23 protein-coding genes are annotated in these 24,279 nt (G+C 37.9%); all 23 read right to left on the bottom strand.

The window, feature by feature from the left end:
- Positions 1–102: 102 nt before the first annotated feature.
- The 23 genes from B5D30_RS08910 to B5D30_RS08800 all read right to left on the bottom strand — a co-directional run bounded on the left by B5D30_RS08910 (position 103) and on the right by B5D30_RS08800 (position 24,274).
- Positions 103–1,401 carry a glycosyltransferase family 2 protein gene (locus tag B5D30_RS08910; protein ID WP_078807726.1) on the bottom strand — a complete coding sequence of 433 codons (1,299 nt, stop codon included), beginning with the start codon at positions 1,399–1,401 and terminating at the stop codon, positions 103–105.
- 164 nt (positions 1,402–1,565) lie between these two features.
- Positions 1,566–2,114 (bottom strand): hypothetical protein, encoded by a 549-nt coding sequence (locus tag B5D30_RS08905; RefSeq protein WP_078807725.1) that lies wholly within the window; start codon positions 2,112–2,114, stop codon positions 1,566–1,568.
- Positions 2,111–2,791 carry a hypothetical protein gene (locus tag B5D30_RS08900; RefSeq protein ID WP_078807724.1) on the bottom strand — a complete coding sequence of 227 codons (681 nt, stop codon included), beginning with the start codon at positions 2,789–2,791 and terminating at the stop codon, positions 2,111–2,113. Before B5D30_RS08900 ends, B5D30_RS08905 begins: the two co-directional genes overlap by 4 nt.
- Positions 2,792–2,893: 102 nt before the next feature.
- Complete coding sequence (locus tag B5D30_RS08895; RefSeq protein ID WP_234984648.1) at positions 2,894–4,270, bottom strand: FAD-dependent oxidoreductase; 1,377 nt, start codon at positions 4,268–4,270, stop codon at positions 2,894–2,896.
- A 615-nt stretch (positions 4,271–4,885) separates the two neighbouring features.
- Positions 4,886–5,284 carry a phage holin family protein gene (locus tag B5D30_RS08890; protein WP_078807722.1) on the bottom strand — a complete coding sequence of 133 codons (399 nt, stop codon included), beginning with the start codon at positions 5,282–5,284 and terminating at the stop codon, positions 4,886–4,888.
- A gap of 14 nt (positions 5,285–5,298) precedes the next feature.
- Positions 5,299–6,243: a peptidoglycan amidohydrolase family protein gene (locus B5D30_RS08885; RefSeq protein WP_078807721.1), complete on the bottom strand. Its 945-nt coding sequence runs from the start codon at positions 6,241–6,243 to the stop codon at positions 5,299–5,301.
- Positions 6,243–6,440: a hypothetical protein gene (locus tag B5D30_RS08880; protein ID WP_078807720.1), complete on the bottom strand. Its 198-nt coding sequence runs from the start codon at positions 6,438–6,440 to the stop codon at positions 6,243–6,245. The genes B5D30_RS08885 and B5D30_RS08880 overlap by 1 nt, the downstream gene beginning before the upstream one ends.
- Positions 6,437–6,637, bottom strand: a complete 201-nt coding sequence (locus B5D30_RS08875; protein ID WP_078807719.1) for a hypothetical protein — start codon at positions 6,635–6,637, stop codon at positions 6,437–6,439. The genes B5D30_RS08880 and B5D30_RS08875 overlap by 4 nt, the downstream gene beginning before the upstream one ends.
- Positions 6,630–8,681: a hypothetical protein gene (locus B5D30_RS08870; protein WP_078807718.1), complete on the bottom strand. Its 2,052-nt coding sequence runs from the start codon at positions 8,679–8,681 to the stop codon at positions 6,630–6,632. The genes B5D30_RS08875 and B5D30_RS08870 overlap by 8 nt, the downstream gene beginning before the upstream one ends.
- 11 nt (positions 8,682–8,692) lie before the next feature.
- Entirely contained in the window at positions 8,693–12,358 is a 3,666-nt protein-coding gene (locus B5D30_RS08865; RefSeq protein WP_159443279.1) for a phage tail spike protein, read from the bottom strand.
- Positions 12,355–13,911: a distal tail protein Dit gene (locus B5D30_RS08860; protein WP_078807716.1), complete on the bottom strand. Its 1,557-nt coding sequence runs from the start codon at positions 13,909–13,911 to the stop codon at positions 12,355–12,357. The genes B5D30_RS08865 and B5D30_RS08860 overlap by 4 nt, the downstream gene beginning before the upstream one ends.
- Entirely contained in the window at positions 13,911–17,933 is a 4,023-nt protein-coding gene (locus B5D30_RS08855; protein WP_078807715.1) for a phage tail tape measure protein, read from the bottom strand. Before B5D30_RS08855 ends, B5D30_RS08860 begins: the two co-directional genes overlap by 1 nt.
- A 59-nt stretch (positions 17,934–17,992) precedes the next feature.
- A complete protein-coding gene (locus B5D30_RS08850; protein ID WP_144399552.1) occupies positions 17,993–18,397 on the bottom strand; it encodes a hypothetical protein in 405 nt (134 codons plus the stop codon).
- Between the two features lie 217 nt (positions 18,398–18,614).
- Positions 18,615–18,917, bottom strand: coding sequence for a phage tail assembly chaperone G (gene gpG, locus B5D30_RS08845; RefSeq protein ID WP_078807713.1), 303 nt, complete (start codon positions 18,915–18,917; stop codon positions 18,615–18,617).
- A 52-nt stretch (positions 18,918–18,969) separates the two neighbouring features.
- Entirely contained in the window at positions 18,970–19,560 is a 591-nt protein-coding gene (locus tag B5D30_RS08840) for a major tail protein (RefSeq protein WP_078807712.1), read from the bottom strand.
- A 60-nt stretch (positions 19,561–19,620) separates the two neighbouring features.
- Positions 19,621–19,989 carry a hypothetical protein gene (locus B5D30_RS08835; RefSeq protein WP_144399551.1) on the bottom strand — a complete coding sequence of 123 codons (369 nt, stop codon included), beginning with the start codon at positions 19,987–19,989 and terminating at the stop codon, positions 19,621–19,623.
- 11 nt (positions 19,990–20,000) lie between these two features.
- Positions 20,001–20,411, bottom strand: coding sequence for an HK97-gp10 family putative phage morphogenesis protein (locus tag B5D30_RS08830; protein WP_159443278.1), 411 nt, complete (start codon positions 20,409–20,411; stop codon positions 20,001–20,003).
- Positions 20,404–20,754, bottom strand: coding sequence for a hypothetical protein (locus B5D30_RS08825; protein ID WP_078807709.1), 351 nt, complete (start codon positions 20,752–20,754; stop codon positions 20,404–20,406). The genes B5D30_RS08830 and B5D30_RS08825 overlap by 8 nt, the downstream gene beginning before the upstream one ends.
- Complete coding sequence (locus B5D30_RS14095; protein WP_234984647.1) at positions 20,720–21,025, bottom strand: phage gp6-like head-tail connector protein; 306 nt, start codon at positions 21,023–21,025, stop codon at positions 20,720–20,722. The genes B5D30_RS08825 and B5D30_RS14095 overlap by 35 nt, the downstream gene beginning before the upstream one ends.
- Before the next feature lie 9 nt (positions 21,026–21,034).
- Positions 21,035–21,235, bottom strand: coding sequence for a hypothetical protein (locus B5D30_RS08815; RefSeq protein ID WP_078807708.1), 201 nt, complete (start codon positions 21,233–21,235; stop codon positions 21,035–21,037).
- A gap of 11 nt (positions 21,236–21,246) precedes the next feature.
- Complete coding sequence (locus tag B5D30_RS08810) at positions 21,247–22,386, bottom strand: phage major capsid protein (protein WP_078807707.1); 1,140 nt, start codon at positions 22,384–22,386, stop codon at positions 21,247–21,249.
- Positions 22,387–22,463: 77 nt separating this feature from the next.
- The gene (locus tag B5D30_RS08805; protein ID WP_078807706.1) at positions 22,464–23,150 is read right to left on the bottom strand and encodes a head maturation protease, ClpP-related; all 687 of its coding nucleotides are present in this window, start codon (positions 23,148–23,150) and stop codon (positions 22,464–22,466) included.
- Positions 23,147–24,274: a phage portal protein gene (locus tag B5D30_RS08800; RefSeq protein ID WP_078807705.1), complete on the bottom strand. Its 1,128-nt coding sequence runs from the start codon at positions 24,272–24,274 to the stop codon at positions 23,147–23,149. Before B5D30_RS08800 ends, B5D30_RS08805 begins: the two co-directional genes overlap by 4 nt.
- Between the last annotated feature and the right edge of the window lie 5 nt (positions 24,275–24,279).

The following is a 24,279-nucleotide window of genomic DNA, read 5'->3' as shown; positions in this document are numbered from 1 at the left end:
CATTCACGAACTTCGTCCGTTCAAAGTCTTTTCTTCGCAATCATTTCGTAAATGCTCGAAACTTGAACTACGCTATGCTCCTGCACTTTTTCCTGATTACACTTATGTGTCGTCATCTTGTGTCATCTTCGTTCTTGGTGGGCTGACCCATGTTCCTTCGCCACCTAGACCGAGGACACTTTTAATTGCGGGAACGAGGGTCGTTGCAATTGTTAAAGCGTTCATTTGCCAGTACCAGACCATATAGGACGGTGCGAAAATCAGATATTTTAACTTCTCACCATGATTGTCGAGTGCAAGAGAGGCGACTAATTGCCAAACACCTACCATTGAAATAAAAGCAGAGAAGATAAACGCCATATCAAGTGTATGGACGATTTCCTCGGTGTTGTTAGTAAGGACAAAATAAACCATTTTAACAATCAACCATGCTGCAAAAATCAAGTAGTAAAAACTCCACAAGATACTGCCTGTTTGGTCGAGGAGCATGACAATTTTTGGCAAATTTTTAAACGGACGTTTGGCAATTCTTGCAAAATTAGTAAACCACGCCTCTGTTCCACCTTTTGCCCAGCGTTTTCTTTGATGATAGAGCATATTGAGCGTGTTTGGCACGTTCATGTAAAAAATAATGTCTGGTGCAAATACTGCTTCCCAGCCGTTAAATTGTTGATCCCAAGCGATTGAAATGTCTTCTGTCGCTCTGTCTTGACGAAATCCGCCACAATCAAATATCGCATCTTTTCTATACATCGTGTTCGCACCAGAATAAGCATACATTGCACCTAGCACACCCATTTGCGAACGTTTGATAATCCCAACGATACTTGAAAACTCAACGGTTTGTGATTTTTCTACCATGAGCGTACGGTTTTGCACATCGCCATTTGAGGTAACCGCAGCAATGTTTTGCCCACCGGGTTTTAAGAAATAATTCATATATTTCCATAGAGCATCAGGACTTGGCACAATGTCCGCATCATTACTCAAAATAAATTCACCTCTGGCAAATGAAATGCCGATATTGAATGCGTGAGCTTTGCCTTTGTTTTTGTTGACACGTAAAACACGAAGATTGTTGTATTTCATGCTCAAACGTGCCAAAATTTCTGGCGTGGTATCTGTTGAACCGTCATCGCAGACTAGCACTTCATAATTGTGATATTCAAGTTTATTCATCAAGAACTCAAGCGTTTCTTCGATCATAACTTCCTCGTTGTGACAAGGAATCATAATCGTAATCATTGGTTCTTCTTCTTTTTTCAAAGGTTTGAAATCTTTGTCTAAGAATTTTCCTACATAAACAGTTCGATAGAAAATTCCCCCTATCGTCCAAGCAATTGAGCCAAAGACGGGATAAAGGGTTAAAAGTTGAACTAAAATGGATAGAAAATTGCTCATAAAACTTCCTCCCAACTATAACCTTACTCTTTTGTCGTTTTTGTTCGTGTTGGGCTGACCTTTGTTCTTTTTACAGCAGAAATAAAGGTCGTTGCAATCGTAATAGCATTCATCTGCCACACGCCAACTATTGAAATAAATACTGAGAACAGATAAGAAATGGCTTATTTAATTTCCACTCCTGCCTCCTTAAACAACCCATCAACTAAATGGTCGTCAAGGTTTTGTTCTCCGTCAACAGCGTAGTATTTTGTTGTCTCTCTAAATTCTTGCTCGCCAAAGCGTTCAGTATACATTTTATTTAGCACTTCTTTTCGCCTGTTCATCATTTCCTCGTCATAGGTTTTCTTTTTCGGGTAAACATTTTGCTCTCTGTAATTATTTCTGTACAGAAAACCAAGACTTAAAACAAGCACTACGACAAAGGCAAGTAAAATAGAAGATTTTAGATAATCCGTCAGCTCAAAACCGTCTTGATACGTCCAAGCATATAAATTTTTCCAAATTTGCTTGTTTGTAAGTGAGTTGAACAAAATCATGATTGGCAAAAGGAGAATGGCAAGGAATGCCACATTCACTAGCACTTGTCTGATTTTCAGCCACCAGTTTCCTTTTTGAAAAAACTTATCTTGCACAAAATCTTTTACTTCTGATTCAGATATTTTTTTCATTTCTTCAGCAGTTACTTTTACTTCTTTTGGGCTTTCTGTCATAGCTTTTCACCCTCTTCTATCTTTTTCTCCAAGTTACTTCTTTCGTCTGACAAATATTCTCTTTCTTTCTGCAAGAGCGTTTCACTTGGCATAAGGTTGGTATAATACCCTGTGTTTTGAAGTTCTAGCTTTAAAGAATAAATCGCCTCTTTCATAATCGTTACTTGCCCACGCTCAAAATAGCGTATGAGCAGCGGGAGCATTTCTGCTGAAAGGAAATTTTCTGGAATCCGTCCTTCGCTAAAAATACGATGATTGACAATGCTCTCTGCTTGATTGTCAATGTTTTGCACTGTTTCCATCAAATTCGCACGCAAATCTTTCTCCGTCATTTTCTTCAACGGACGAAGTGCTTTCGTTTCCCAAAATGATTTCAAGAGCATGAAAACTAATACAAATAAAAATGCACTCACCATTAATAGCCCCACCAAACGTGTCGCGACATTACTCGATAAAATATCACGTAAGCCATTTCCCGAAAGCAACAATCGCCCCCAGACAATTAGAGGTAAAATCATGGCAAATATTCCAATAATCAACGTTTGTCTTGCGTTGGCTTTTTCTTGAAAAGCTCTGATACATTCATTTCTTGAATAGGAATTTTTTTCTAAATCCTTTAGAAGCTCCCAAGAGGCATAGCAGTAATCTAAATCACTTAATTTTCCTTCTGTTGCCAATTACATACACCCTCTCTTTTTCTAAGTAAACCCAAGCGAAAAACTCCAAATTAAGCAGTGTTCACTTGGGTTTTCTACTGGTAGCACGCTACCGAAAAATGTCTAATAAATTTTTGCAATTCTTTCCTGCTGACGAATTTTATCGGCAACCATTTTGGTAAAACTTCTTGGATTTTTAAAACCATGTTTAAAGTAGAAGTCGGTATATTCGATTTCCTCTACGGTCATATCGTTTTGAATGGCAAGTGAGATAATATCCGCTTGAGCAGCAATTTCTTTCGCTGTTCCTTTACTTTGCATTCCGAGAATTTTGTGTGTCTCTTTTTCGTAAACCATCCACATTTCGTAGTAAGCATCACTATTGACATAGTCGTCACGAACAAAAGCTACATCACAATTAAAACCTTCTTGTTGAGCTTTTGATAAACTAAGCCCTGTCATACAAAGCGTATTTTCGCTATCGAAGTTCAATTTATACGTTCCTTGTGATTTATTTAACTTCACTTTCGGTTGCATTAAGTTTACCGCTGCAACTTCACCTTGACGAATTGCATCACTTGCGTGTGGCACGTATGTTGGCACTTTGACATTGGTAAGAGTCGTTGTCGCACAATCTCCTACGGCAAATACATCTGGCACACTTGTTTGCATATATTCATCAACTGCAATCGCTCCTTTGTCCCCAAGCTCCACTTGGTCTGCTACAAGGAATGAATTAGGACGGAAACCTGTGGAATAAATCACACCGTCCGCAATAAACTCACGTCCATCACGTGTGAACACATGACTCACTTTTTTCCGCACATTCCCTGTATCAATCAATTCTTCTTGAATCCCTGTCACAAGCGAATTAATGCAAATTTCAATGCCATCAGATTCAAGAGATTGTTGCACGTCTTCGGCAACGTCTTTATCTAAATAACGATTCAAAATGAATGGAGAAGAATGAATAAGCGTTGTTTGAATATGAGCATTGTTCATGATTTTGGAAATTTCTGCACCAATTGCACCACCACCAATAACGACAACACTACGAGATTCACGCATGAATTTCTTTAGTTTCACCGCATCTTCAAATTTTTTGATGACGTAGAGCTTGTCTTGGAACTCGCCTTGCACAAGTGGCAAGCTTGGATAAGAACCTGTGGCAAGAATTAATTTGTCATAGCTATCTTTTCCTTCTGCTTGATCAACCAAATCAGTGTACTCGATTGTTTTCTTTTCCATATCAATTTCTGTTACAGAAGTTTGAGTTTTCACAAGAATATCCAATTTTTCAAGGTCAGACGTTGTAACATAGCTTGACATCTTCAAAAAATTCGTGTCTCCCGACAAATAAAGGGGGATACTTTGTGCAATAAATCCAATATTTTTTTGCTTATCATAGACGATAATATGACTATCTGGGTACTCTTCTCTTGCACGAATCGCACAAGCAATCCCTGCGTGACTTCCTCCAATAATTCTAATTTCCATCATTTCATCCTTCTTTCTTGAATATTTACACACTCGCCTTGCCTCAGACGAAGTTTTCCCTTGATTAAGTATAAAGCGGTTTAAAATTCTCCTTTTTCTAGCTATATGTTGCAAACTTCAAAACGCACCATTACGCTTTTATTTGTCTAGCTACATGGTGCTGAAGTCTGGCAACTGCTCTCAACAGCACTGGAAACTACGTTTCCAGCAAGTAAATGCTGTGGTTCGCTGTTGCAGACTTCAAAACGCACCATTACGCTTTTATTTTCCCTTTTCTTTTGCTACTTTTATTCTATCACAAAAAAAATCCTTTGCACAAAATAACTCTCATTTATTGTATCATTTTGTACTCATGATACTTTTTCCACTTCTCATTTTTTGGTGAAAATAAAAAAGCAGATGAGGTGATTTCATCTACTTACTAAATCATTGATTTCTTGTGTTAAACGAACATTTTTTCTATTTTTTGCTAAAATTAAACCATTGATATATCAACGTTTTTACAACTTAGTTTGTACGTTTCTCAATATTATACCTTTATTTTTTCGTTACTTTTCCAAAGTTTGCCCCTTTTTTGCCCCTTTTTTTCAACCAATTTTATATGGAAAAAATACAAAACTATTCATCTTTTAGGCTATTCTGTCCGTCCAATTTTCCATCTTCTAAATCGTCCTTGATTTTCTCTAAATGTATCAGCAACCACTTAGGGATTTTCAATCCACATTCGCCTAAACTTTCTACAATACTAATTACATAACTCACTAAAATAAACAGTTCAAACGGATAAGCTATAATTACCACTCCATAAAATTTCAAAGAGAAGTGCATAAAAGGAACTAACAAACAAATTCCAATATGTGACACAATCCCTTTTTTCGCAATATTGCTGTCAAACGTCCTTAATGCCCACGCTTTCCAAAAACCAATGAGAATATCCAAAATAGCCATGCTAAAAACTAAAATCAAGATAAAGTCTACTCCTAAAAATTGCTTTGTTAAATCAATGTTAATATTCATTTTTTCTCTCCGTTCTATCGTTTTCCGTACAGCAAATCATTGAGCGTATATGCTGAAAGCCAAATATTGCCATTATTTTTCGTGTGGAAACTTCGCCAATAATATTCACCAAAGCTGTCCACTCCTCCCTGTCCTGTGTCGCTAATCATACTAGTGTCAAAAACAAAGTATTTCCCAACACCTTCGATTGTGTTATCAGATGTATAAACTCCTGTTCTATCTACTTCATTGATACAATCAAATGGTATGCCGTTTTGTTCAAAACTAATAGTATCTCTTGCATTTTTCGGAGCTAAATCGTAGGTAATAGCTTGCCAAATTCCTCCGTAAAACATCATGTCATCTACTCTATACACTTTCAAACCGCTCTGTTTTCCTGCGTTCCCATTCGTCTGTTGTGTTGGTACTTGTGGTTTTACTATGGTAATTGGCGGAGTTTGTTCTGTTGCGTTCCCTGTTTTTCTGAAAATCAATTCAGCAATTCCTCCGTCATAATACGGCTGGTTAACTTGTAAAATCGTATTGTAATCATTAATAGAAATACCGTTATACCCATAATTACAATGAATGATTTTTGTTTCATCTACAAAAATTCCTGTATGTCCTGCACTTCCTGCACTCGCTCTTGCATCTTGTAAACTTGCCACTTGCAAATTTCCGTCTGCACCATTTGGCGACCAAATAAAAACATCGCCACGTTTACATTCAAATGGTTTGCTGTTTGGTGTGCCTGCATAGACTAGCTCATAGCCATTAAGAGATAGAAATTCTGGCATATTCCCCGTCCATTGTATATACCCTTTCCCTTTTTCACCCCCACATCGAACGATTGCACTACACACCGCACCTGAACAATCACACGTATTTGATAAAATATCTCTTGCTCCACCCATTGAATATGTTACTTTACCAATTCGTTGTTCCATCAATTGAATTACTTTCTCTGTATCTACTGTCATTATATATAACCCCTTTCTTTCATTGCTCTTTCCACCGCCTGCTCCAGTTCTTCTCGTGTAAATTCAAACAACTGTGAACACTGCTCTTTCCTTATAGCCAATCTGTGCATACATTCCGCAAATATTCCGTTAACAGGGCTGTCATAATCTACAGCCTCATCTAACGCTTTATTTGCCCATACATCTAAAATTGTCATAACCCTGCACCAACATTCTCAATCATTACCTCAGCGATTTTTCTACGCAACTGTTTTGTTGTCAAATCTTCATATTCATCTACTGAAATAAATGTATGTCCGCTAATGTAGCTATTATCTGTAAATGTTGCATTGTATGAAATTTTTACATTTCCGTCCGCCTCTACATTTGTGTTTGTGATATTAATTTTACTCATGATTTTCTACCGCCTTTTCTAATTTATATACCTGTCTTTTTAGTTCAATAATTTCTTCTCGCTGTTCTTTGATGAGAGGTAAAAGTAATGTCCAAAGTTTTGCATATTCTATCCCCTCAATCTCTCCTGTTTCTTTGTTTTTCGTCAAAAACATATCTAGCCCTGCACCGTTCAAATCTTCAGCTATCAATCCGTAATACTGTTGAAGTTGTGGAGTATAAGCTTGATTCCTCTCTACACCGTCCGTCAAACTCATCGCCATATCTTCCGTTTCTGTTTTATCGAACCATTTTTTAGGTTCAACCGTCAACAGTCGATTCCCTAAATCTAATCTGTCTTGTACCTCTGAAATCGACAGTTTATACTTACTTGCAGAAGTTGAGCGGAATAATGTCCACCCTGAAGTTATTCCTACATTTGCAGCAGCACTACTTGTTCTGTTGTAAATTGACCTTGAGTTTGCAAACTCAATCACGCTATCGCTTGCGTTTCCCAGATAAAGCTCTGCATATGGAATACTCCCAGTATTCCTGTCGTTATTCTTCGCTCGTAAATGCGTATTCCCGTTATATGGTTCAAAAATTAATTCACTCCCTTGGTTGTACATATACGCATCAAATCCTGTTATAATTGATAACTCACTGTCCGATGTAATTTTTCTATCTTCGCCAAGTTTGTTAACACCTAAATAAATATCTCCATTAATGTCAAGCGAGCCTTTTTCATGATATTTGCCAATTCCCACACCGCCACCATTTTTCCCTTTATGCAAATCGAACAAAACGAAAGGGCTTTTCACTTTAAAATTAACAGATACCTTTTTCCCTACTTCGTCCACCACCTCAATCACACCTGCGTAAGTTTTGGTTTCTTCCAAATTCAGCGTAGTTGTTTGAACTGTTTTTGTTCCCGTTCCTGTTGCTAGTGTCGCTGTTTTACCATTGACGACAACTCGGCTCGTTATCACGTTCTCAATTCCATTGATAGAACTTGTTCCTGTTTGGGTGAACGTCAATTTTAATTCTTTTCCTACTCGTTCTACCTGAACATTCGTTGCATTTGGTGCAGTATAAGGGAATATTTGAAATGTTTTTGAGCTTGCAGTAACCGTATAGCCACGGTCGTCTTTTACAGTTAGCTCTACGGTGTATGTGCCACTTTCCGTAGGAGTAAAACTCGTGCCGCCTTTTCCATAACTGAACTTTGTTACCCCGTTTAATTTGACCGTTCCTTGCACTTCTGATAAACCCCAATATGTTCCCTCGCCACTTGTGCCATAGCTAATTGCTGGTATCGTAATTTTTGTTACCGTAGGAATCCCCCAACCAGAAAATTTACTTGGGTTATTACTCGCCTCTGCCGTTGGAGTTGTTGCACTTGTTATTGAATATGGGCTTGTTTGTTGAATATTGACTGTAAAGTTTTTTTGCTCATATCCTAAACTTGTACTGCCATTTTTCCATTCCATTTTACAAAATGCTGTAAAACTTTTCACACCTCTATGTGAACTCGCCCAACCTGCTGGAATGGTTTTCTGGCTATCCACACCATACGTCCAACTCTGCTCTGCACCACTTCCGTTGTCATTCAACGTCGCATATCTTGTCGCATTTGTGCCAGCTGTTGCACTTATTGTAGGGGTTCCTCCGATAGTCACATTTCCTACACTTGACAACACTCCTTTACTAGCCAGTGTCGGCAACGTCCAACTTGTTGATTTACTTCCTGCACTTCCTCCAGCCGTTGGACTTGCACTCATGGAAATGGTCAATCCTGCACCACTTCCCATACTTCGTGTAACTGTCTTTAGATTCGTCCAACCTGTTCCAACACTTCCACCTGCACTATAACTACAATCCGTACCGCCTACGTTTGCAGTAATATAATAATTACTTGCACTCGCACTTGTATAACCACCATTTGTTTTTGCTTTCAGTGTGGCACTCACCGTCTGCGTTGTCCCGCTCGTTGAACTAATGCTCCAGTCAATCTGGAAAACGAAATAGCTATTCGCTATATTGATACTACCGCTTGTACTTGCCATATTTCCCTCCTCTAATCGTCAACATAATAGACAACCGTGTGTCCGTCATTTTCTTTTGTAAAAATGTGATTCGCTACTTGTAGATTCTCCATAATCTGACCATTTGGAATATGGAAAACATCACCAGAAATTTCAGCTGTAACATTCATATCATATTCGCTTTCCCTTCCAATTTTTTCCCAAAAAAGTTCTTTAAAAGCAGCTGAATACCAAGCCTGCGGTGTTGGAATAGAGCCTTTTTCTACTTTCCACGATGAAAACTGCATATACTTTCCAGATGTGTAGCCTAAAAAGCCTCTTATAATTTGTAAAGAATTTCTAACAATCTTTCCAGCCGTAAACATTTCTTCACCCGTTTTAAATGTTGCCCATAAAATATAATATTGACCCTGTACATGTGTAATACTTAAATCTTTACTAATAGCCGTTTCACCGCTCGCAAAAAATCGAACCCTCGGCTTTTTTGTGACATCAACGACATCGTTTGTTTGTAACAAACAAGAAAAAACATACGTTCTACCTTCTTCTAATGTGTAATACTTAATCGGATTTTGAATAATTTCTGTCGCTGTTGTACTTAGTACATCGTTGAAATCGAATTTCCAATACCTTTCACTTTTTATTCCTTCTAAATGCTCAATCGGATTAGAAGATTTTCCAGCGTATAGCCGCAATGGAATACTTTCGTCGTTTTCTAAAATTCCTTGAACATACAGATTTTCCGTTGGTTTCCCAAACTGTATTTTGTCGCCAGAAATCAAAATCGCATAACCACTATCATTCTGAATCAACAACCCACTTCTTGAGAAAATGAATTTCGTTGTTAGTGCATCAATCGTCATAGCAGTATTTCCAAGTTGAATGTTAATACTATTGATAAGGTTCTGCATCTCCGCCCAACGCTCTTGTATGCTTTGTTCTCTGTCATTACTTTCTGTACTGATTGCTCCAGCAATTTCTTTCAACTTATCCTCAAGCGTTGTATTGTCGCCTGCCATGTTGAACGTGATTGAATTTGCTTGTAAGTTTAACTCACCTGTATTTGGGTCAAAATCAATCACTTTCGTACCGTCTGTTTTCGTTGCTTGCAAGCCGTCATCTGCCGAAATAGAAATACTTGTGTTTGCATTGTTCGAGGTGAATCGGTTTGCCAGTAATAAGTCTGCCTGAATATTGCTTGCATAGAAATACCACAGTTCCCATTTAGTTCCTGTGTAACGATAAATAGACGTTCCCTCAATTTTTGACGAACCGCTCCATGTTGTACTTGTAGGTGCGTTATTTTCTGGTAAATACTGTACGAGCATACCAACATATTTTTCGCTTGGTTCAACACCGTTTGTGTTTACAGTTACTCCTGTTGGATTTCCTTTGTAATTGCTCCAAGTATAGCTTGTTGCAGCAGTTGGTGCAGATGCACTTGTTCCTGCATAAACACCGATATATTTTGTATCTACATTTGGTTGTTGTGTCATACTCGAGCCATTTGCATTTGCCGAATAGCGTATCCATGTATAACTATTCACTCCTGCTACTCCAGCCTTTGCTTTACTGAAAGTTTGAATTTTAGTAAGCGTTCCAGTTTCTCCCCAACTACTTTTGAAATCAATTGTAAAAATTAGCTTTCCTATTGTTTCACTGGCAATAAAATTACTGATATTTCCATATGTGATACATTTATTCGCTGTATCAACCGTTTTACTCCCTTCATTCAAATTACTCGCACTTACCGACACTTTAAACTGACCATTGCTAAGTGTTGCATTGTTCGTTGGTGTGTATATTAACGTTCCTTCCGCTACGCTAATACTCACTCCAGAATTTTCATAGCTTGTAATCCCTCCTTCAACGTTCGCTGGCAATGTAACATTTTCATTCGTTAGGTTTGCTGTTACAGCAGGTCTTCCTATCGGTCCTTGCGTACCTGTTTCTCCTTTTGGACCAGTTGCTCCTGTATTGCCTTTTTCTCCTGTATCTCCTTTCGCACCTGTTTCTCCCCGCACACTGACGAGTTCTACAAGGTCAATCACACCACTTGGGTTTGCGTAAGTTGTCCTTGTGATTTTCCATAAATAACGATTGGTTGCACTCGGCATAATCGGGCTTGTTTGCCACACACTATTTTCCCAAAGTTGCGTTGGTTTACTCTCGCTACTTGTCACTTGATACTTTTGCTCAATACTGCTAATTTTTACACCATCGTCTCCGTCCTTCACATTCGTAAGAGTTACCTCTGCTCCACCAATCACTACTCCTTTATACGTTGCCTCGTAGCGATATTTCGACCGCCCAGATACTTCATGAGCAGATATGGGGCAAGTATTCCCTGTTGTAATAAGACTTATCTCTGTGCCGTCTGGTAGTGTTTTAAACCACTCTATTTCTTCCATAACAAGTGGTACGACATCTTGACCTTTAAATACGATTGCTTGTAGCTCTGTCGTTCCCTCATCATTTTTGAATGATACCCCATTACTCGTTACGATTTCAAAACGATACGGAGTTATTTCATCAATCAACTGATTCATGCGAGATAATAAATCTGTACTCATTTTATTTTCTAAAGCTTTGAAATTAGAAAATGTTGTTCGATTCCTACTTGGTTCAGTAAATGAAACTTCCTGTTTACTCACACGTGCTTTCAGTGCGAGTGTCGGTGTATATCCCTCGTCATGAATGAGAATCGTATCTCCTATGCCCACATTGTAAAATCCGTCTACTTCATACTCTACAGCAGGCTCACAATTTTTCTTTAACCGCCCATAACCTTGAGCAGTCAACGTTTCTTTATTGTCGCTATCATATTCCCATTCTTCAAGAATATATCCGTCACTTGTCTGACTTGCCCAAAAACGTTCTCTTGCAAGAGGTGCAGAAATTGTGTCGCTTGTTTGTGTTGTAAAAAACTCCACACGTCCCTCTTTGTCTTTCCACTCTCTTGCAATTCCTTTAATATTCGTACCGTCTTTTCCACGCACACGAATCGCTGTAAATAACTTTTCAATGCTTACCGTGCGTTTTATTGTTCTCACATTTTTTCCATACGTCAGCGTAATATCTCGTCTATCCTCGCCAACTCCTTGTGTATTCTCACCGTCATTCTTCTTGTAGATATTCAGAACAATTTTCTCTAATTTCCCTTGACGGTCTAACTTTGTGATAAATTCCCCCTCTGCATCAAACTTATTGAGTATCGACAGCACTCGAGCTAATTTACTATCCGTTCCCTCCCATTCACATTTAATCGACTTATCTGATACCTCATTCAATCCTATTTCTACTGCTGTATATTCTAGTGGTTTCCCTCCTAAATCCCTCAGATAGTCAACGATTTTATAAGCCTTATCTGCACTGTACTTATACACCGATTCATTGATAAGCTCTAAATTGAGATTATATGCAATAACATTTTTATGAAACTCATCTTCCTCTGTACGCATAATTTTCATAAGGAAATCTTGTTCGTCATATCTGAAACTAATGTAACTTTGTTCATTCAACAAATTTACATCATCATGTGTCTTTGGAACGGTAAACTCAAAAGCACTCGCTCCCTCTAAAAGAGAACGAGTAAATGTATCATTGTAATAGTGCATTGCATTTTTCGCCTGATTATCCAATAGTCCTATACGATTCCATTTGTTATCATGTATAAAAATAATCGGTGTTTCATTCATAGCCATTTCTCCCTATAAAAAATTTTGACATCTGGCATTTCTTCTATCCATTCACTAAAATAAAATTCGATTTTTGTTTCCTCTTTCGGTGGAAGTGAGAAAAATTTCGGCACTTGCACCACATCCGTGAGAATAGGAATATTGTCAAGATTGACCTTTCTTGTTTCTCCTTCAATCCTCAATACACTGCCCTCTGGATAGCGATTCGGAATATCTCGCTCTTTCTCCACTTTGTGTACTTGAACAGTAATAGAATTGGTATTCATTCGCCATACCCTATTCGTTGTTCGTCCATATACCCCTCCAGAAATAGTAAGACGAGAAAATTCCACATTAGCTATTTCTGGCACAATAAACTCACGTTTTCTCACGTAGTCATACCACGTTACTTTTCCGCCAAATTTTTCAAAGTAAACAGAATGACCATAACTCCCCTCATGCTTTCCACTTCCATTCGGTGTGAAATACGTGCTATCTTCCACTAACATTTTCTTCACTCCGTCTTTCATGTCGTAAACAAAGCGAGTAAATCTTACTTCATTTTTTGCATTTGGCTCTTTACAGAAATAATACCCCATTCTCCAGCGACCGTCTTGTGTACTCAGCACGACTTGATACAGTCCGTTTTGGTCGCTTTTGCTTGTTTCAAAAGCAATTCGATTCCGAACCGTAAAATTTTTGAATGCCGTTTTTCCATCACTTGTCGGAGTTAACGTTCTTGATTTTCTCGCTAAATGCCATAGATTGCTCGCACCATTATTGCCACCGTTACCACTTCCACTATAATACTGTGTCGCCCACACGCTCCCCGTTGGTTCTGTTATCAATCGCCAAGCACTACCTATGATGTTAAATCTATCATCTGTCGTGTACCCCGTGTCAGTTGACCACGCATTAACTATTGCATTAGAATCATCAATACATACCATTTCAGATTGTTCATACTGTTCTCTATCCGCCTCAAACTTATCACCTATCTCAATTGCTCCATGAGCTGAGACAATCCCAACATATCCGTTTTCAGTAGGGTGAGTGATTTCATAGTCAATCTCACATGGTGCTGTGCCGTCATTTGTCACCTCAACTGTCATTACTTGATAAGCATTTCCCTTATCATCAGTCTTGCTGACGAGTTGTCCCTCCTTATAAAGCTTATACGTTGAGTAAGAAACTCCGTCTGGTACTAAAAACGTAAGCACACCAGTCGCCTCTTGTGAATTGTCCAAATCTCGTATAAAACTACTTTCTCCGTCTAAAATCGCCATGTAATAACGATTTTCCTCATCAGAAAAAGTCAGTTTTTTCAGCTCATGATTATACAAAATCCCTTTCAGCAGCTCTCTCTTTTCAAAAGTGAAGCTGTCTGTAAAAATCTCAAGCGTAATTTTCAACGCTCCTCGCCTTGTGCTAATAAGTTCCCCACCGTCTTTTGCCTGAAACTCTACCAAGTTGTTTGTTACATCGCCAATCAAATTCCTCTTAGGAGCCTCGAGTAAGTCAAAAAAGGCAGTCAACTCTTGACCGCCATAAAATATTTTCAAATCACTTTTCATTACACCAACACTCCTTTAAATGCGTTATTCATTCTTTCTTCTTTTAACTGCTCTTTCGCTACTTCTCGCATAACTTCTTTTCCATTAATCAAAACAGAAGTATCTTTCTCAATCAAGCGACTTAATAACTCAATCATTCTATCAAGTTTCTTTTCAGAAAAATTATTTTCGATTGTTGTTACGTTACTTGATTCAGCTAATTTATTGACGTTGTTTGCCCACCTTAATCCTTTTATGAATTTAGAAGTGCTTGGAATCCCCACACCGTCTGCATATTGCGGAATAATCTTATTCGTTTCACTTGCACGCAATACTTTCGTACCTTTCGGCAAATCAAGTAAAGTATTTCGCTCTTGTGGAATAAACATTTTTCCACTTGGTAAAGTAATCAACTCTCTGAACAGTCTCCCCGATTGGTCATTAACAAGAGCTAAACCTCCGCTATGATAATCTGTTCCTTGTTTATACCCTTTCTGTCTAGGTCCTATGAACTCCTCTCTATGCGTTGTGGTTATCGTTGTGTTGTAATAGGGTAATATGCTATTCAAACCATTTAAAATCGTTCCAATCGTACCTGTCGCATTGTCACGTGCTGTGATTGTTTTCGGTACAACATTTGCATTTTGGTTGAAATCATTAATCACTCCTCTTCCGCTCGCAATCTTGCTGATTAAATCTCCATTTTGTGCCAACAACTGTTTTTGCTGTGGTGTCAAATTGTTAAATGCACGCAACTCATTTTCACTTGATAATACTTTATTCATCAAGTCGTAGTTTTGAGCTAATATTTTCTTTTCTGGTACAGGAAGTGCATTCCACCTTGTCATGTTTTGCTCTGAGCTTAGAACAGCCGAAATAACAGACGGATTACTTGCAAGCAATTCTTTATTCTGAATAGGTGCATTCAGCCACCTTGACAACGTACTTTCACTCTCGAAAATTTTATTCAATGCAACTGTATTATCCACACCTACTTCTTTTGCGACCACAGGATAAGCATTCCATTTCCCTATACGCATAATACTTTCATATAGCTCCACTTTTCCCTGTTCTCCGTCAACTAGTGCTTTCTTTTCTTCTAATGTCAAATTGTTCCATTCTCCAGTACGTGACATTGCCTCAATCAATGAGTTTTCTCCTTCAACTGTCAATTTTCCAGTTTTGGAATCCATTTTGAAATTGTTCCAATCCAATTTCATTTTACTGATTACTTTTGCCATTACCTCGCTTTTCTTTTCTGTTTCAGCAGAACTAGCACTCATTACACGATTGATTTCATCGACACTCACACCTAACGTTGCTAGATATTGTCGCATATGTGTATCTTCTACTCCATGTGCTTTTGCTGACTTATAGAGGTTATCCGTAATTGTTTTCGTTGCTTGTGTATGTTTTTCTTTCAACAAATCCAATTCACTCTCATACTGCTTTTGAGTAATGATTTTATTTTCAACATTCGTCTTTAATGCTTTTTCCTGTTTGTTATATTCGTCATTTTGTGCCTTTAACACATTCTTCAAACTTTTTTCATACTCTATTAATTGCTTGCTATTCATATCCGATAAATCAGCGTTTAATTGTTGTGCTAATCGTTTCGCCTCTTTATTTTTAAAACCGTTCAACTCAAGCAACCGTTGTACATTCTTTTCATTGATAGTAAATATTTCAGCTTTTTCTTCTTCTGTAATAGCACGCTCATTGCTAAGAGCATTTTTCAAAATATCTCCTTGACGTTTCGCTCCCTCTTTCGCTTGCTCTACCTCTCTATCAATTTCCTTTTTTTGCTCCTCAAGTCTTATCTTTGCTGTTTCTTTTAAATACTCCGGCAAACTATCATAAGCTTTTTCCAAATCCTCTTTCATTTTTTTGCCCGATTGCTCAATATCATTTGATAATTGTTTAAATCCCTCACCCGCATTTTTTGCTGAATTTTTCATGTTCAACTCGAATGTGTCTAAACTTCCCTTTGTATTGACAACCAACTCGCTTGTTGAGTTCACCACTTTTGCTTGGTGTTCACTCATGCGACTTCCCCATTGTCCACCATGCTTTTCCCAATCATCATATAAAAGTTTGCCTGCAACCGCTAAAGTACCAATTGCTGCAACGGTTAATGTAATTGGATTCGTCAACAACCCTAAAGTGCTTGGCAAAACTCCTACACTCTTAGCTAAAGCTCCTACTCCACCACTTGCCACTTGGCTTGCACTTCCCACTCCTTCTATCGCTCTCGCACTCGTATTAAAAAGCCCTGCACCTTTTGAAAATCCTTTAAATAAAAATCCTATTACTGTTGAAAGATTCCCTAAAGCATTAGAGGCTGGGTAAGCAACTGCAAGCAATCCGCCTAATTTTAAAATCGTATCTTGCGTTCCTTCCGAAAGACCATTAAACTTATCCGCTAAATTAGAAACAACTTCCATTCCTTTGGTTAATAACGGCAATAACTTCTCTCCTAGACTAATTGCAATCACGTTGAATTTTTCTTTTAACCGATTCATCTTATTTGCTGCACTATCATTCATTACATCAGCTAGTTTTTTGGTGTAACCTGTTGCTTTTAAAGTTTCTTTCGACATTTCTTTAATCGCACCGCCACCTTTATCAATTAATACCGTCATAGCTGTCAATGCCTCTTGACCAACTAATTGCTTGATAATACCGTTGAAATCTTGCACACTATTGCCACTACGCAACCATTCTTCACGCATCGCTTTCAATGATTCTATTTGGTCTGGAAAAGACATTTGTTCAAATGCTTTTTTTATGTCAATAAACGAATCTTCTAATGCACCTTGTGCTTTCTTAATCGCTGTTTTGTTTCCGCTCGCCAAAGCATTTCCTAATTCGTCTTGAGCTTTTTGAATCGCTGGAATTGATTGTCTGTAAGAATCTGCCAACGGACCACTTGCCTCTTTTGCCACATCAACCAATTCACCAAATGCTGCAACAGCTTTATCTGTTGAGATTTGCGACAACTTCATTAATGCCGTACGCAAACTAGTACCTGCCTGTGTTCCCAAAATTCCTGCATCTGATAAAATCCCTATTGCACTTGCTGTGTCCTCTAAACTGTTCTTTGTCGCTTTTGCTACTGGTCCTACATACTTCATTGCCTCGCCCATGTCTGTAAAGCCTGAGGATGTTTTATTCGCAACATAGGTTAGCGTATCTGTCACTCTCCCTGCGTCTTTTGCTTGCAAACCAAATTGTTGTATTGTAGAACTTGCTGAATCCATCACAGTTGTGAAATCATCGCCACTCGCTCGTGCAGCATTTAGTAACGCAGGCATTGCATCAATCGTTTCATTCGCATTAAACCCTTTTTTTATCAACTCACTCATTGCGTTATTTATTTCGCTCGTTGAAATTCCATACTGAGCTGACCATTTTTTAGAATTATCCCCAAGTTTTGTTGTTACTTCGTCTAATTCTTTCGTATTACTTACTGTATCACTTAACAACGACTGCATTGTCACCATTTCACCACTGAAATCCATTGCCTTTTTAGTAGCTACACCAAAACCTGCACTTAAAATCGTGCTGACTGGTTTCATCTTATCTCCAATGTTTCGTAATTTTTCCCCTGCTGAAAATGCCTTTTCGCTTATTTGGTGCAAGCCTCCACTCACTCCTGTATTCTCTATTGCGAATTTTTTCGCCTCACTCGTTGTGCGTGCTAATTGTGCTTGAAACCCTGCAAACTTCGCTGTTTCTCGTTCAATACTTACTGCTGCTCGCTCTCCCTCTTTCGTTAAATTCCCTTGCTCGTCTACCTGTTTCTTTATTTTTTCAGATAATTCATTGACAACCTTTTTCTGTGCCGTCATTACTTGCCCTAAAGATTTAATTTTTGCAGAATAACCAGCCATTCCATTTCCTGCAAATTTCATTGCACTATCTGTCGTTCTCAATTCTTGCGTGAAATACTTTACTTGATTTTTAGCATTATTTATCTTATCGCCAAATCCTGTTGTATCTAATCCTAGTTTTATCTGCATATTTCCTACAGTTTCAGCCATTTTCTCACTCCTTCACTCTTATCATCGCAACAAAAAAACACATCCTAAAATGTGCTTTTTTAATATCTAATCCCATATTTATCATTCAACCTAACGGAAATATATACCGTCACTCCTACTACTAAAAAATATAGGAACACCCCAGCCAAAAATGAAACATTTGTTTTAAACACCAACACAACAGGTAAATAAAAGAGTTGGAAAAAAGTAATGCCAAAAAAAGTATGTTGGGATTTCTTCACTTTCATTTCAACTAAAACAAGCAAAACTTGTAAAATCACACAAACGAACAAAACACTCCAAAAAGAAACTTGGAAAAGAAACGATACTATTAACGGTGCGAGTAAAAGAGAAAAAGAAAGAAATTCGCTAACGGTCAATTTTCCCGCATATTGTCTCTCACCATTGCTTGCACTTCCTCCGTACAAGCTCCCTAACATAAGCCAGCCCCACATTTCACTCACTTCCTTTCACATTCTTTTTTGATAGCTTTATTATAAACCTACTTACTTAAAAAGTCATGTAAAGATTGCTGTTTTGGCTGTTGTTTTTCAGTTGTTTCTAAGATTTCTAAAAGCGTGTCATAGTCTGTATTGAGTATGTCGTTAATTGACATACTCGGCAAACATTCATTTAATTTTTTTATAAAAAATAGAAGGTCTTTCTTCGCTTTTTTAAAACTTACTTTCCCTCATTTTCGCTCCCTTTTGGGCTTTCCATCATATCCGTAATAGTCGTTAAAATCACATCTACAAGCTCCCAACTAGGTACACCATTCAATAGATTCTCAACCGTTACATCTTCATCATCAAAAAGATTTGCTACAAATTCAATTTTTTTACGAATTGCAGCCGTAAACGATTCTTCTGTCATTAATTTATTTTCCAAATCCAAATACTCGAGATATTTCTTTGCTGGCACGAAACGTTGTACTCGTTCCACTTCTTTGCCATTTTTCATAAATTTAATACGCAATTCTTTCATGTCGTTTTCTCCATTCTAAAAAAAGAGAGTGGTTACCCACTCTCTAAACTGCTTACAATGTTGGCGATGTTGAAGTTGTCGGTTGTGCAATCAAAGCACGTAATGCTGAAATTTTTTGTGCATCATCGCCAATATACTGAGCGAACACTTTTCCTTGTGTCGCCCCTACTACATCACTTTCAACAGCAGTAAACGTGTATTTCACACCTTCTGGTGTAAAAGTTTCCTCTGTTTGTGTTTTCATCTCAATCGCATCACGACTGATTGTTCCTTTCAAGAATACAAGACCTGCAAATTTTCCATGCAAATCAACCGATTCCAGTGCAATAGAAACATACGGTGGTTCTGTCGTGTTCCCGACATATGTTAAACCGTCCGAACCTTTCTCATAGCCAGAAACAAACTCCACGCAATCATTTGGTAAATCAATCGCTTGAAACTCAACTTTAATATCGCCTGTTCCTTTACGTGAAACATAATAAGCTACATCTGAACCAAATACTTTTTTGGGTTCTTTTGACATTCCAGAAATCGTTGCAGAAATAGATGCACCTTCGTCCTGCGTTCCTTGTACTTCCCAATAATGCTCTGTAACATTATCTAAACCTTTGATAATCAATTTTTTAAATCCTACTGTTTCCATGAGTTTCCTCCTTTGTCTAACTGCGTAGTGCTGAATTTTTGTCGCACTGCTACGCTTTTCTTAATAGTTCGTTTCATATAGTTTCGTTGACCCTCTAAATCTTCTTGCATCAACGTAGCGACCTGTCTCCTCAAAATATTCATCTAGTCCACCTAATTGCTGAACAAATCCCAAGGCACGCATTTCTTCGCTTACTGCTCTTTGCATTTCTTTTACACGCAGTCTACTCTTGCTTTCTGCATTAATTTGGTAAGCGAACACTTGCGTAAGCACTCTGTCACTTCCGCTTATTCCATTTTGAATTGGTTCAAGTGGAGCGATTGTAATACTATCAACATCATCGCTAAGTGTCTCTGGTCGAATATATGCCTTGATAAAAGTATTTGATAACACAGCATTTCCTTTCAATCGCTCTGAAATCTCACTCATTTTATCCCTCATCATTTCAACCCCTTTTTAATTTCGTTCGCAATAATCTCTTTTGCCTCATGCTTAAATTCATTATAAAAGTTCTGCACAACTCCATATCCACGAGGACGTGTAAAAATACCGCCTCGTGTAAATCCAAATTCATTTAAATGCTCTAACCGCCAGCGACTTCCTTGTCCCCAGCCTACACTTGCCTCATGAACTCCAAATGAATCTTTTCGGCTACGTTTGAACGTAATCTCCGTTTGCGTTTGCCCAGTGCGTTTAAAAGAAGAAACAGCCTGTTTAAGTTTCTGTTCGCCTACTTCTGCTGCTTTCGTGAGAGCTTTATTTGCCACACTATTTGCTTTTCGTTCACCTAACTTTTCCTCAAGCTGTTTGATTACCTCATCTGCACCCTTTAGTTCAATTCCACTACTCAATTGCACCACCACCTAACAAAAGCGTAACAAATTCATCATCAAAACGAACATCTATCACATTCCACATTTCTGAATAACGAGAATCTAATAGTTTCACTTTCATTTTATTGGTAAATGTAATAGAGTTTCTTCTGAACTTTATCGTCACAGACTGCTTTGTGTTCACTCCATTGAGTATCTCTAAATCTTTCATGCTCGGATTATACACCTCTGCAAATCCGCTATGAACCTCATGGAGTATCGCATTAACTTCCAGTGTGTCAATTTCTTTTGGATAAAACACAACAAATGGTGTTTTTAATTTCCCATTATGTGTCCTCTGAGGTTGATACTTCTTCACCATCTACACCGCCCTCATTTCTCCTATACGTGTCGTAAATTTCTTCCAAAAAATTTTCCTTGAAAAACTCTAGAGAATCATTATATACATAACGACTCCGCTCAAGGATTAATTCACGTATTGAAAAATCTTCAATATTTTCCGCACCAATCAACGAGGTAATAGACGAGATAGAACCACCTAAAATTTCTCTTAGGCGGTCATCTTCAAAATCATGAGAAATACGCATACGGTTTTTAAACACAGGAAGAAGAATATTTATTTTTTCTTCCACATATCCCACCTACTCGCTTTTCTTTTTTTTCGCTGCTTTTTTCTTCGGCTTTTCTTCCTCCACTTCTAATGGAGGTTGTAAATTCAATCTTTTCAACCCTTTTGAAATCTCATCTAAACGTTCAGAAGAAAACTCAGCGAGCATTCCTTCCTTAAAATGCTCGCCTGTTTCTTTATCAATGAAAGCCGATTGTACTTTTACTTTTATCATGTTCTCTCCTCCTAAAGTGTTGGTGACGTTGGCGGAGTTGTTACTGGTGTTAAGTTGTACACTCCTGCCACCTTATCATCTTTTGCTTTTCCATAAGCAAACGTTTTGCACGCATATAAACGCATATCTTCAAAAGCAAGAGTTTGGTCAAACTCTTTAATTGTTTGTCCTCCTGCTACATACGCATCGTAACGACTTGCAAGAAATGCGGTCAATTTTCCAACTGGTTGTGCTGCACTTGTAATAAACTGCATAGAATAAGGCAAATCAAAACCGTATACTCCATTAGCATTTTTACTAATGAATTTCGCAACAGTTTGATTGTAATCTTGTGGATTAATCAATAAATAAACTGTTCCAAACTGAGTAACAGGCTCTCCATTTTCTTTTACCGATAAATAATCTAGTACCTTTGCAAATTTTTCTGGTGCATTTTCAGCAGTCAACCCCAACAAATCATCACTCGCTGTTTTTTCTGGATACCCCGTTGTTCCAGACACCGCCACACCGTTATGCACATCTCGATTCAAACCAATAGGCTTATCCAACCCATTTCCAGAAACGATTGCACTCTCTAATGCTACTGCAAATGCCTCTGTAATTTGTGTAGTGATGAATTGTTTCAACCAAGTAGCACCATATTCTAGTGCATCATTTGGAATGACAACAAACGCAGTCAATTTATTTTGTGAAAAATCTACTTCGTTAAAAGTCGCGTCTAGTTGCCCTTGAATATCACCGTTAATTTTGCCCCAAATCGCCACTCCGCTTGTTTCAGAAATTAATGCCTTAATACGCAATGTTCCTTGCTTAAAGTTGACAACAGAAAGAATTGGGTGTGCTTGCTGCATATCATCGAACACTTCGTTAATCGTTTCTTGAGGTAATAAAATCTCATTCTTCGTACCAACATCTTTTGAAAAAGCATTAAAGAATTTAATTTCATTTGCTGACAACGTTTTATTTGTCATGCGTTCCTCGCTCAGTTGATTAAACTTACTTTCTGTTAATGCACTCAACTCCTCCATTTGTGCATCAAGCATTTCATTATATGCAACTTGTTGTGCAACTTCATCGCCACCGTTACGAACGACATTGAAATACTTTTCCTTTGCGTTTGTGTAACGCTCTGAATTTAATTTGATAGCCATGTAGCTATTCCTCCTTTTTCTAGCCACGAGGGACAGCTGAAAACTCCAGACCGCCCTCTCCGCTTTTCTTTTTTTGATTAAAATAAAAAGTGCTTATTTTGCACTCCTACTTCCTTATTTTTTTGTTCAGCCTTAAATTTTTCGATTGCCGATTCCTCTCGCTCTTTTAAATACGTGCGGAAATGTTGCAAATGTTCTTTGCTTAATAGCATTGTCTGCACACCTGCAACCATTGGCATTGGCTGATATAATATTTCTGTTACAAAACCATTTTCTAGTGCTTGAGTTGCGTTCATATACGTTTCTTCGTCCATTAACTCTTGAATTTCTTCTATCGTTTTTCCTGTCACACTCGCATATACTCCAGCAATTCCATCACTTCCACCTTTTAGCACCTCAGCCATTTTAGAAAAATCTTGATGGTCTCCATAAGCATGAGTTGACACGTTATGGATCATCATATTTGCAGACGGTGAAATTTTTATTTCATCTCCTGCCATTGCGACTAACGAGGCGGCACTTGCCGCAATCCCCGTAATCTTCACAACCACTTTTCCTGTATATTCTTTCAGTAACGTGTAAATCTCACTTCCTGCGTACAAATCACCACCATTTGAATTGATTTGTACTTCAATCTCACCTGTTTCACCATTCAATGCACTCTCAACGTCTTTTGGTGAACAAACATCCATGCCAAACCAATCCCTATAAATTGAACAATCGTTATTGCTCACAATCATTCCACTTACTTTCACTTTCTTCATTCGTCCTCACCTCCTTTCACTGTCCTCTCATAGTTCTTCGTAATAAAGAACTCATCTCCTTCTTCAACACTTTCATAATTCAATTCTTTCCTCACTTCATTGCGTGTGAACGCACCTGAAGAAATCAGCTTATCAATCGAGCTTGCCAAGTCAAACAAGCTCTTTTTTTGCGAATGAATAATCTTAATTTCTTTCCCTTCCAGATATTCTTTCTCATCGAATAATTGTGCCGAAAGTTCATCGTTTAATCTCGAAACTAAAGGCTCTATACAATTTTCGATAAATAACACCCAGTTTTCACTTTCATCCGCTTTCTCTGCTCTTAAAAGTGTCGGTGGGATTCCTAACATGATTGCTACATCGTCAAGGTAAGACGAACGTAGCTTTATGATTTCCTCTATGCTCTGATTACTCACTTTCGATGAAGTAGAGCTTTCTGAATACTTCATTCTATTGTTCGTTGGAATAATAGCAACTGGTGAGTTAGCAATCGCATTTTTAATATTTTCGATTAATGTTTTGTTTTTATTTTGCACATTATCATCTAACTTGCTGTTCAAATCCGTTTCGATCGTTGCTCTCACTTGACCGTTACGTTTTTGAGTAGCAATCAAAAAACTTAACAAATCACCATAATCAGCCCACAAGCCCTCGATGAAATCATTCAACTTGTGATTTCCTAGCTCAATAAAAATAACCTCTGAGCGTTTAAACGTTCGCTCAAACTGATAATTTTTCACAACTACTTGTGAAAAAACATCTTCAAACAACGCATATTCTTTCCTTACATAACTTTCTGCAATCAATAAGTCATCTGTATCACTCTTGATAATCAGTAACTCGTTCTCACGTATTAACGTTTCCATTGCAAAATGCCAAAACGTTGTCGCAGTCTGAGAGGTATTTGGTTTTACATTTAGCTTGTAATACCATTTACTTCGCTCATTCTTTCCATTATTCAATACTCGAAATTCTGAGCGACTAATTACTCTGGCGATATAACTAGCACATACAGACAATGCCATTTCTTTCATCTGCACTCTCTCACTGACATTCACACCTAAATTTAAATCAAAAAAATAAGTGCTATCTTTTCGTTTCATCAAAAAGTCCAACCAACTCATTTTTT

This window comes from Pilibacter termitis (genome assembly GCF_900167335.1).
Taxonomy (GTDB): domain Bacteria; phylum Bacillota; class Bacilli; order Lactobacillales; family Streptococcaceae; genus Pilibacter; species Pilibacter termitis.
The sequence above is the reverse complement of the archived record's forward strand: the minus strand, read 5'-3'. Positions and strand labels throughout refer to the sequence as shown.

Excerpts from the sequence above, each read along its gene's own strand:
- B5D30_RS08815 (WP_078807708.1), bottom strand. The coding sequence starts at position 21,235 with ATGATAAAAGTAAAAGTACAATCGGCTTTCATTGATAAAGAAACAGGC.
- B5D30_RS08800 (WP_078807705.1), bottom strand. The coding sequence starts at position 24,274 with ATGAGTTGGTTGGACTTTTTGATGAAACGAAAAGATAGCACTTATTTT.
- gpG (WP_078807713.1), bottom strand. The coding sequence starts at position 18,917 with ATGAAAGAATTGCGTATTAAATTTATGAAAAATGGCAAAGAAGTGGAA.
- B5D30_RS08885 (WP_078807721.1), bottom strand. The coding sequence starts at position 6,243 with ATGACAGTAGATACAGAGAAAGTAATTCAATTGATGGAACAACGAATT.
- B5D30_RS08805 (WP_078807706.1), bottom strand. The coding sequence starts at position 23,150 with ATGAAGAAAGTGAAAGTAAGTGGAATGATTGTGAGCAATAACGATTGT.
- B5D30_RS08855 (WP_078807715.1), bottom strand. The coding sequence starts at position 17,933 with ATGGCTGAAACTGTAGGAAATATGCAGATAAAACTAGGATTAGATACA.
- B5D30_RS08870 (WP_078807718.1), bottom strand. The coding sequence starts at position 8,681 with ATGGCAAGTACAAGCGGTAGTATCAATATAGCGAATAGCTATTTCGTT.
- B5D30_RS08910 (WP_078807726.1), bottom strand. The coding sequence starts at position 1,401 with ATGAGCAATTTTCTATCCATTTTAGTTCAACTTTTAACCCTTTATCCC.
- B5D30_RS08895 (WP_234984648.1), bottom strand. The coding sequence starts at position 4,270 with ATGATGGAAATTAGAATTATTGGAGGAAGTCACGCAGGGATTGCTTGT.
- B5D30_RS08840 (WP_078807712.1), bottom strand. The coding sequence starts at position 19,560 with ATGGAAACAGTAGGATTTAAAAAATTGATTATCAAAGGTTTAGATAAT.
- B5D30_RS08865 (WP_159443279.1), bottom strand. The coding sequence starts at position 12,358 with ATGAATGAAACACCGATTATTTTTATACATGATAACAAATGGAATCGT.
- B5D30_RS08880 (WP_078807720.1), bottom strand. The coding sequence starts at position 6,440 with ATGACAATTTTAGATGTATGGGCAAATAAAGCGTTAGATGAGGCTGTA.
- B5D30_RS08905 (WP_078807725.1), bottom strand. The coding sequence starts at position 2,114 with ATGACAGAAAGCCCAAAAGAAGTAAAAGTAACTGCTGAAGAAATGAAA.
- B5D30_RS08810 (WP_078807707.1), bottom strand. The coding sequence starts at position 22,386 with ATGGCTATCAAATTAAATTCAGAGCGTTACACAAACGCAAAGGAAAAG.
- B5D30_RS08890 (WP_078807722.1), bottom strand. The coding sequence starts at position 5,284 with ATGAATATTAACATTGATTTAACAAAGCAATTTTTAGGAGTAGACTTT.
- B5D30_RS08825 (WP_078807709.1), bottom strand. The coding sequence starts at position 20,754 with ATGGTGAAGAAGTATCAACCTCAGAGGACACATAATGGGAAATTAAAA.
- B5D30_RS08860 (WP_078807716.1), bottom strand. The coding sequence starts at position 13,911 with ATGAAAAGTGATTTGAAAATATTTTATGGCGGTCAAGAGTTGACTGCC.
- B5D30_RS08875 (WP_078807719.1), bottom strand. The coding sequence starts at position 6,637 with ATGAGTAAAATTAATATCACAAACACAAATGTAGAGGCGGACGGAAAT.
- B5D30_RS08835 (WP_144399551.1), bottom strand. The coding sequence starts at position 19,989 with ATGAGTGAGATTTCAGAGCGATTGAAAGGAAATGCTGTGTTATCAAAT.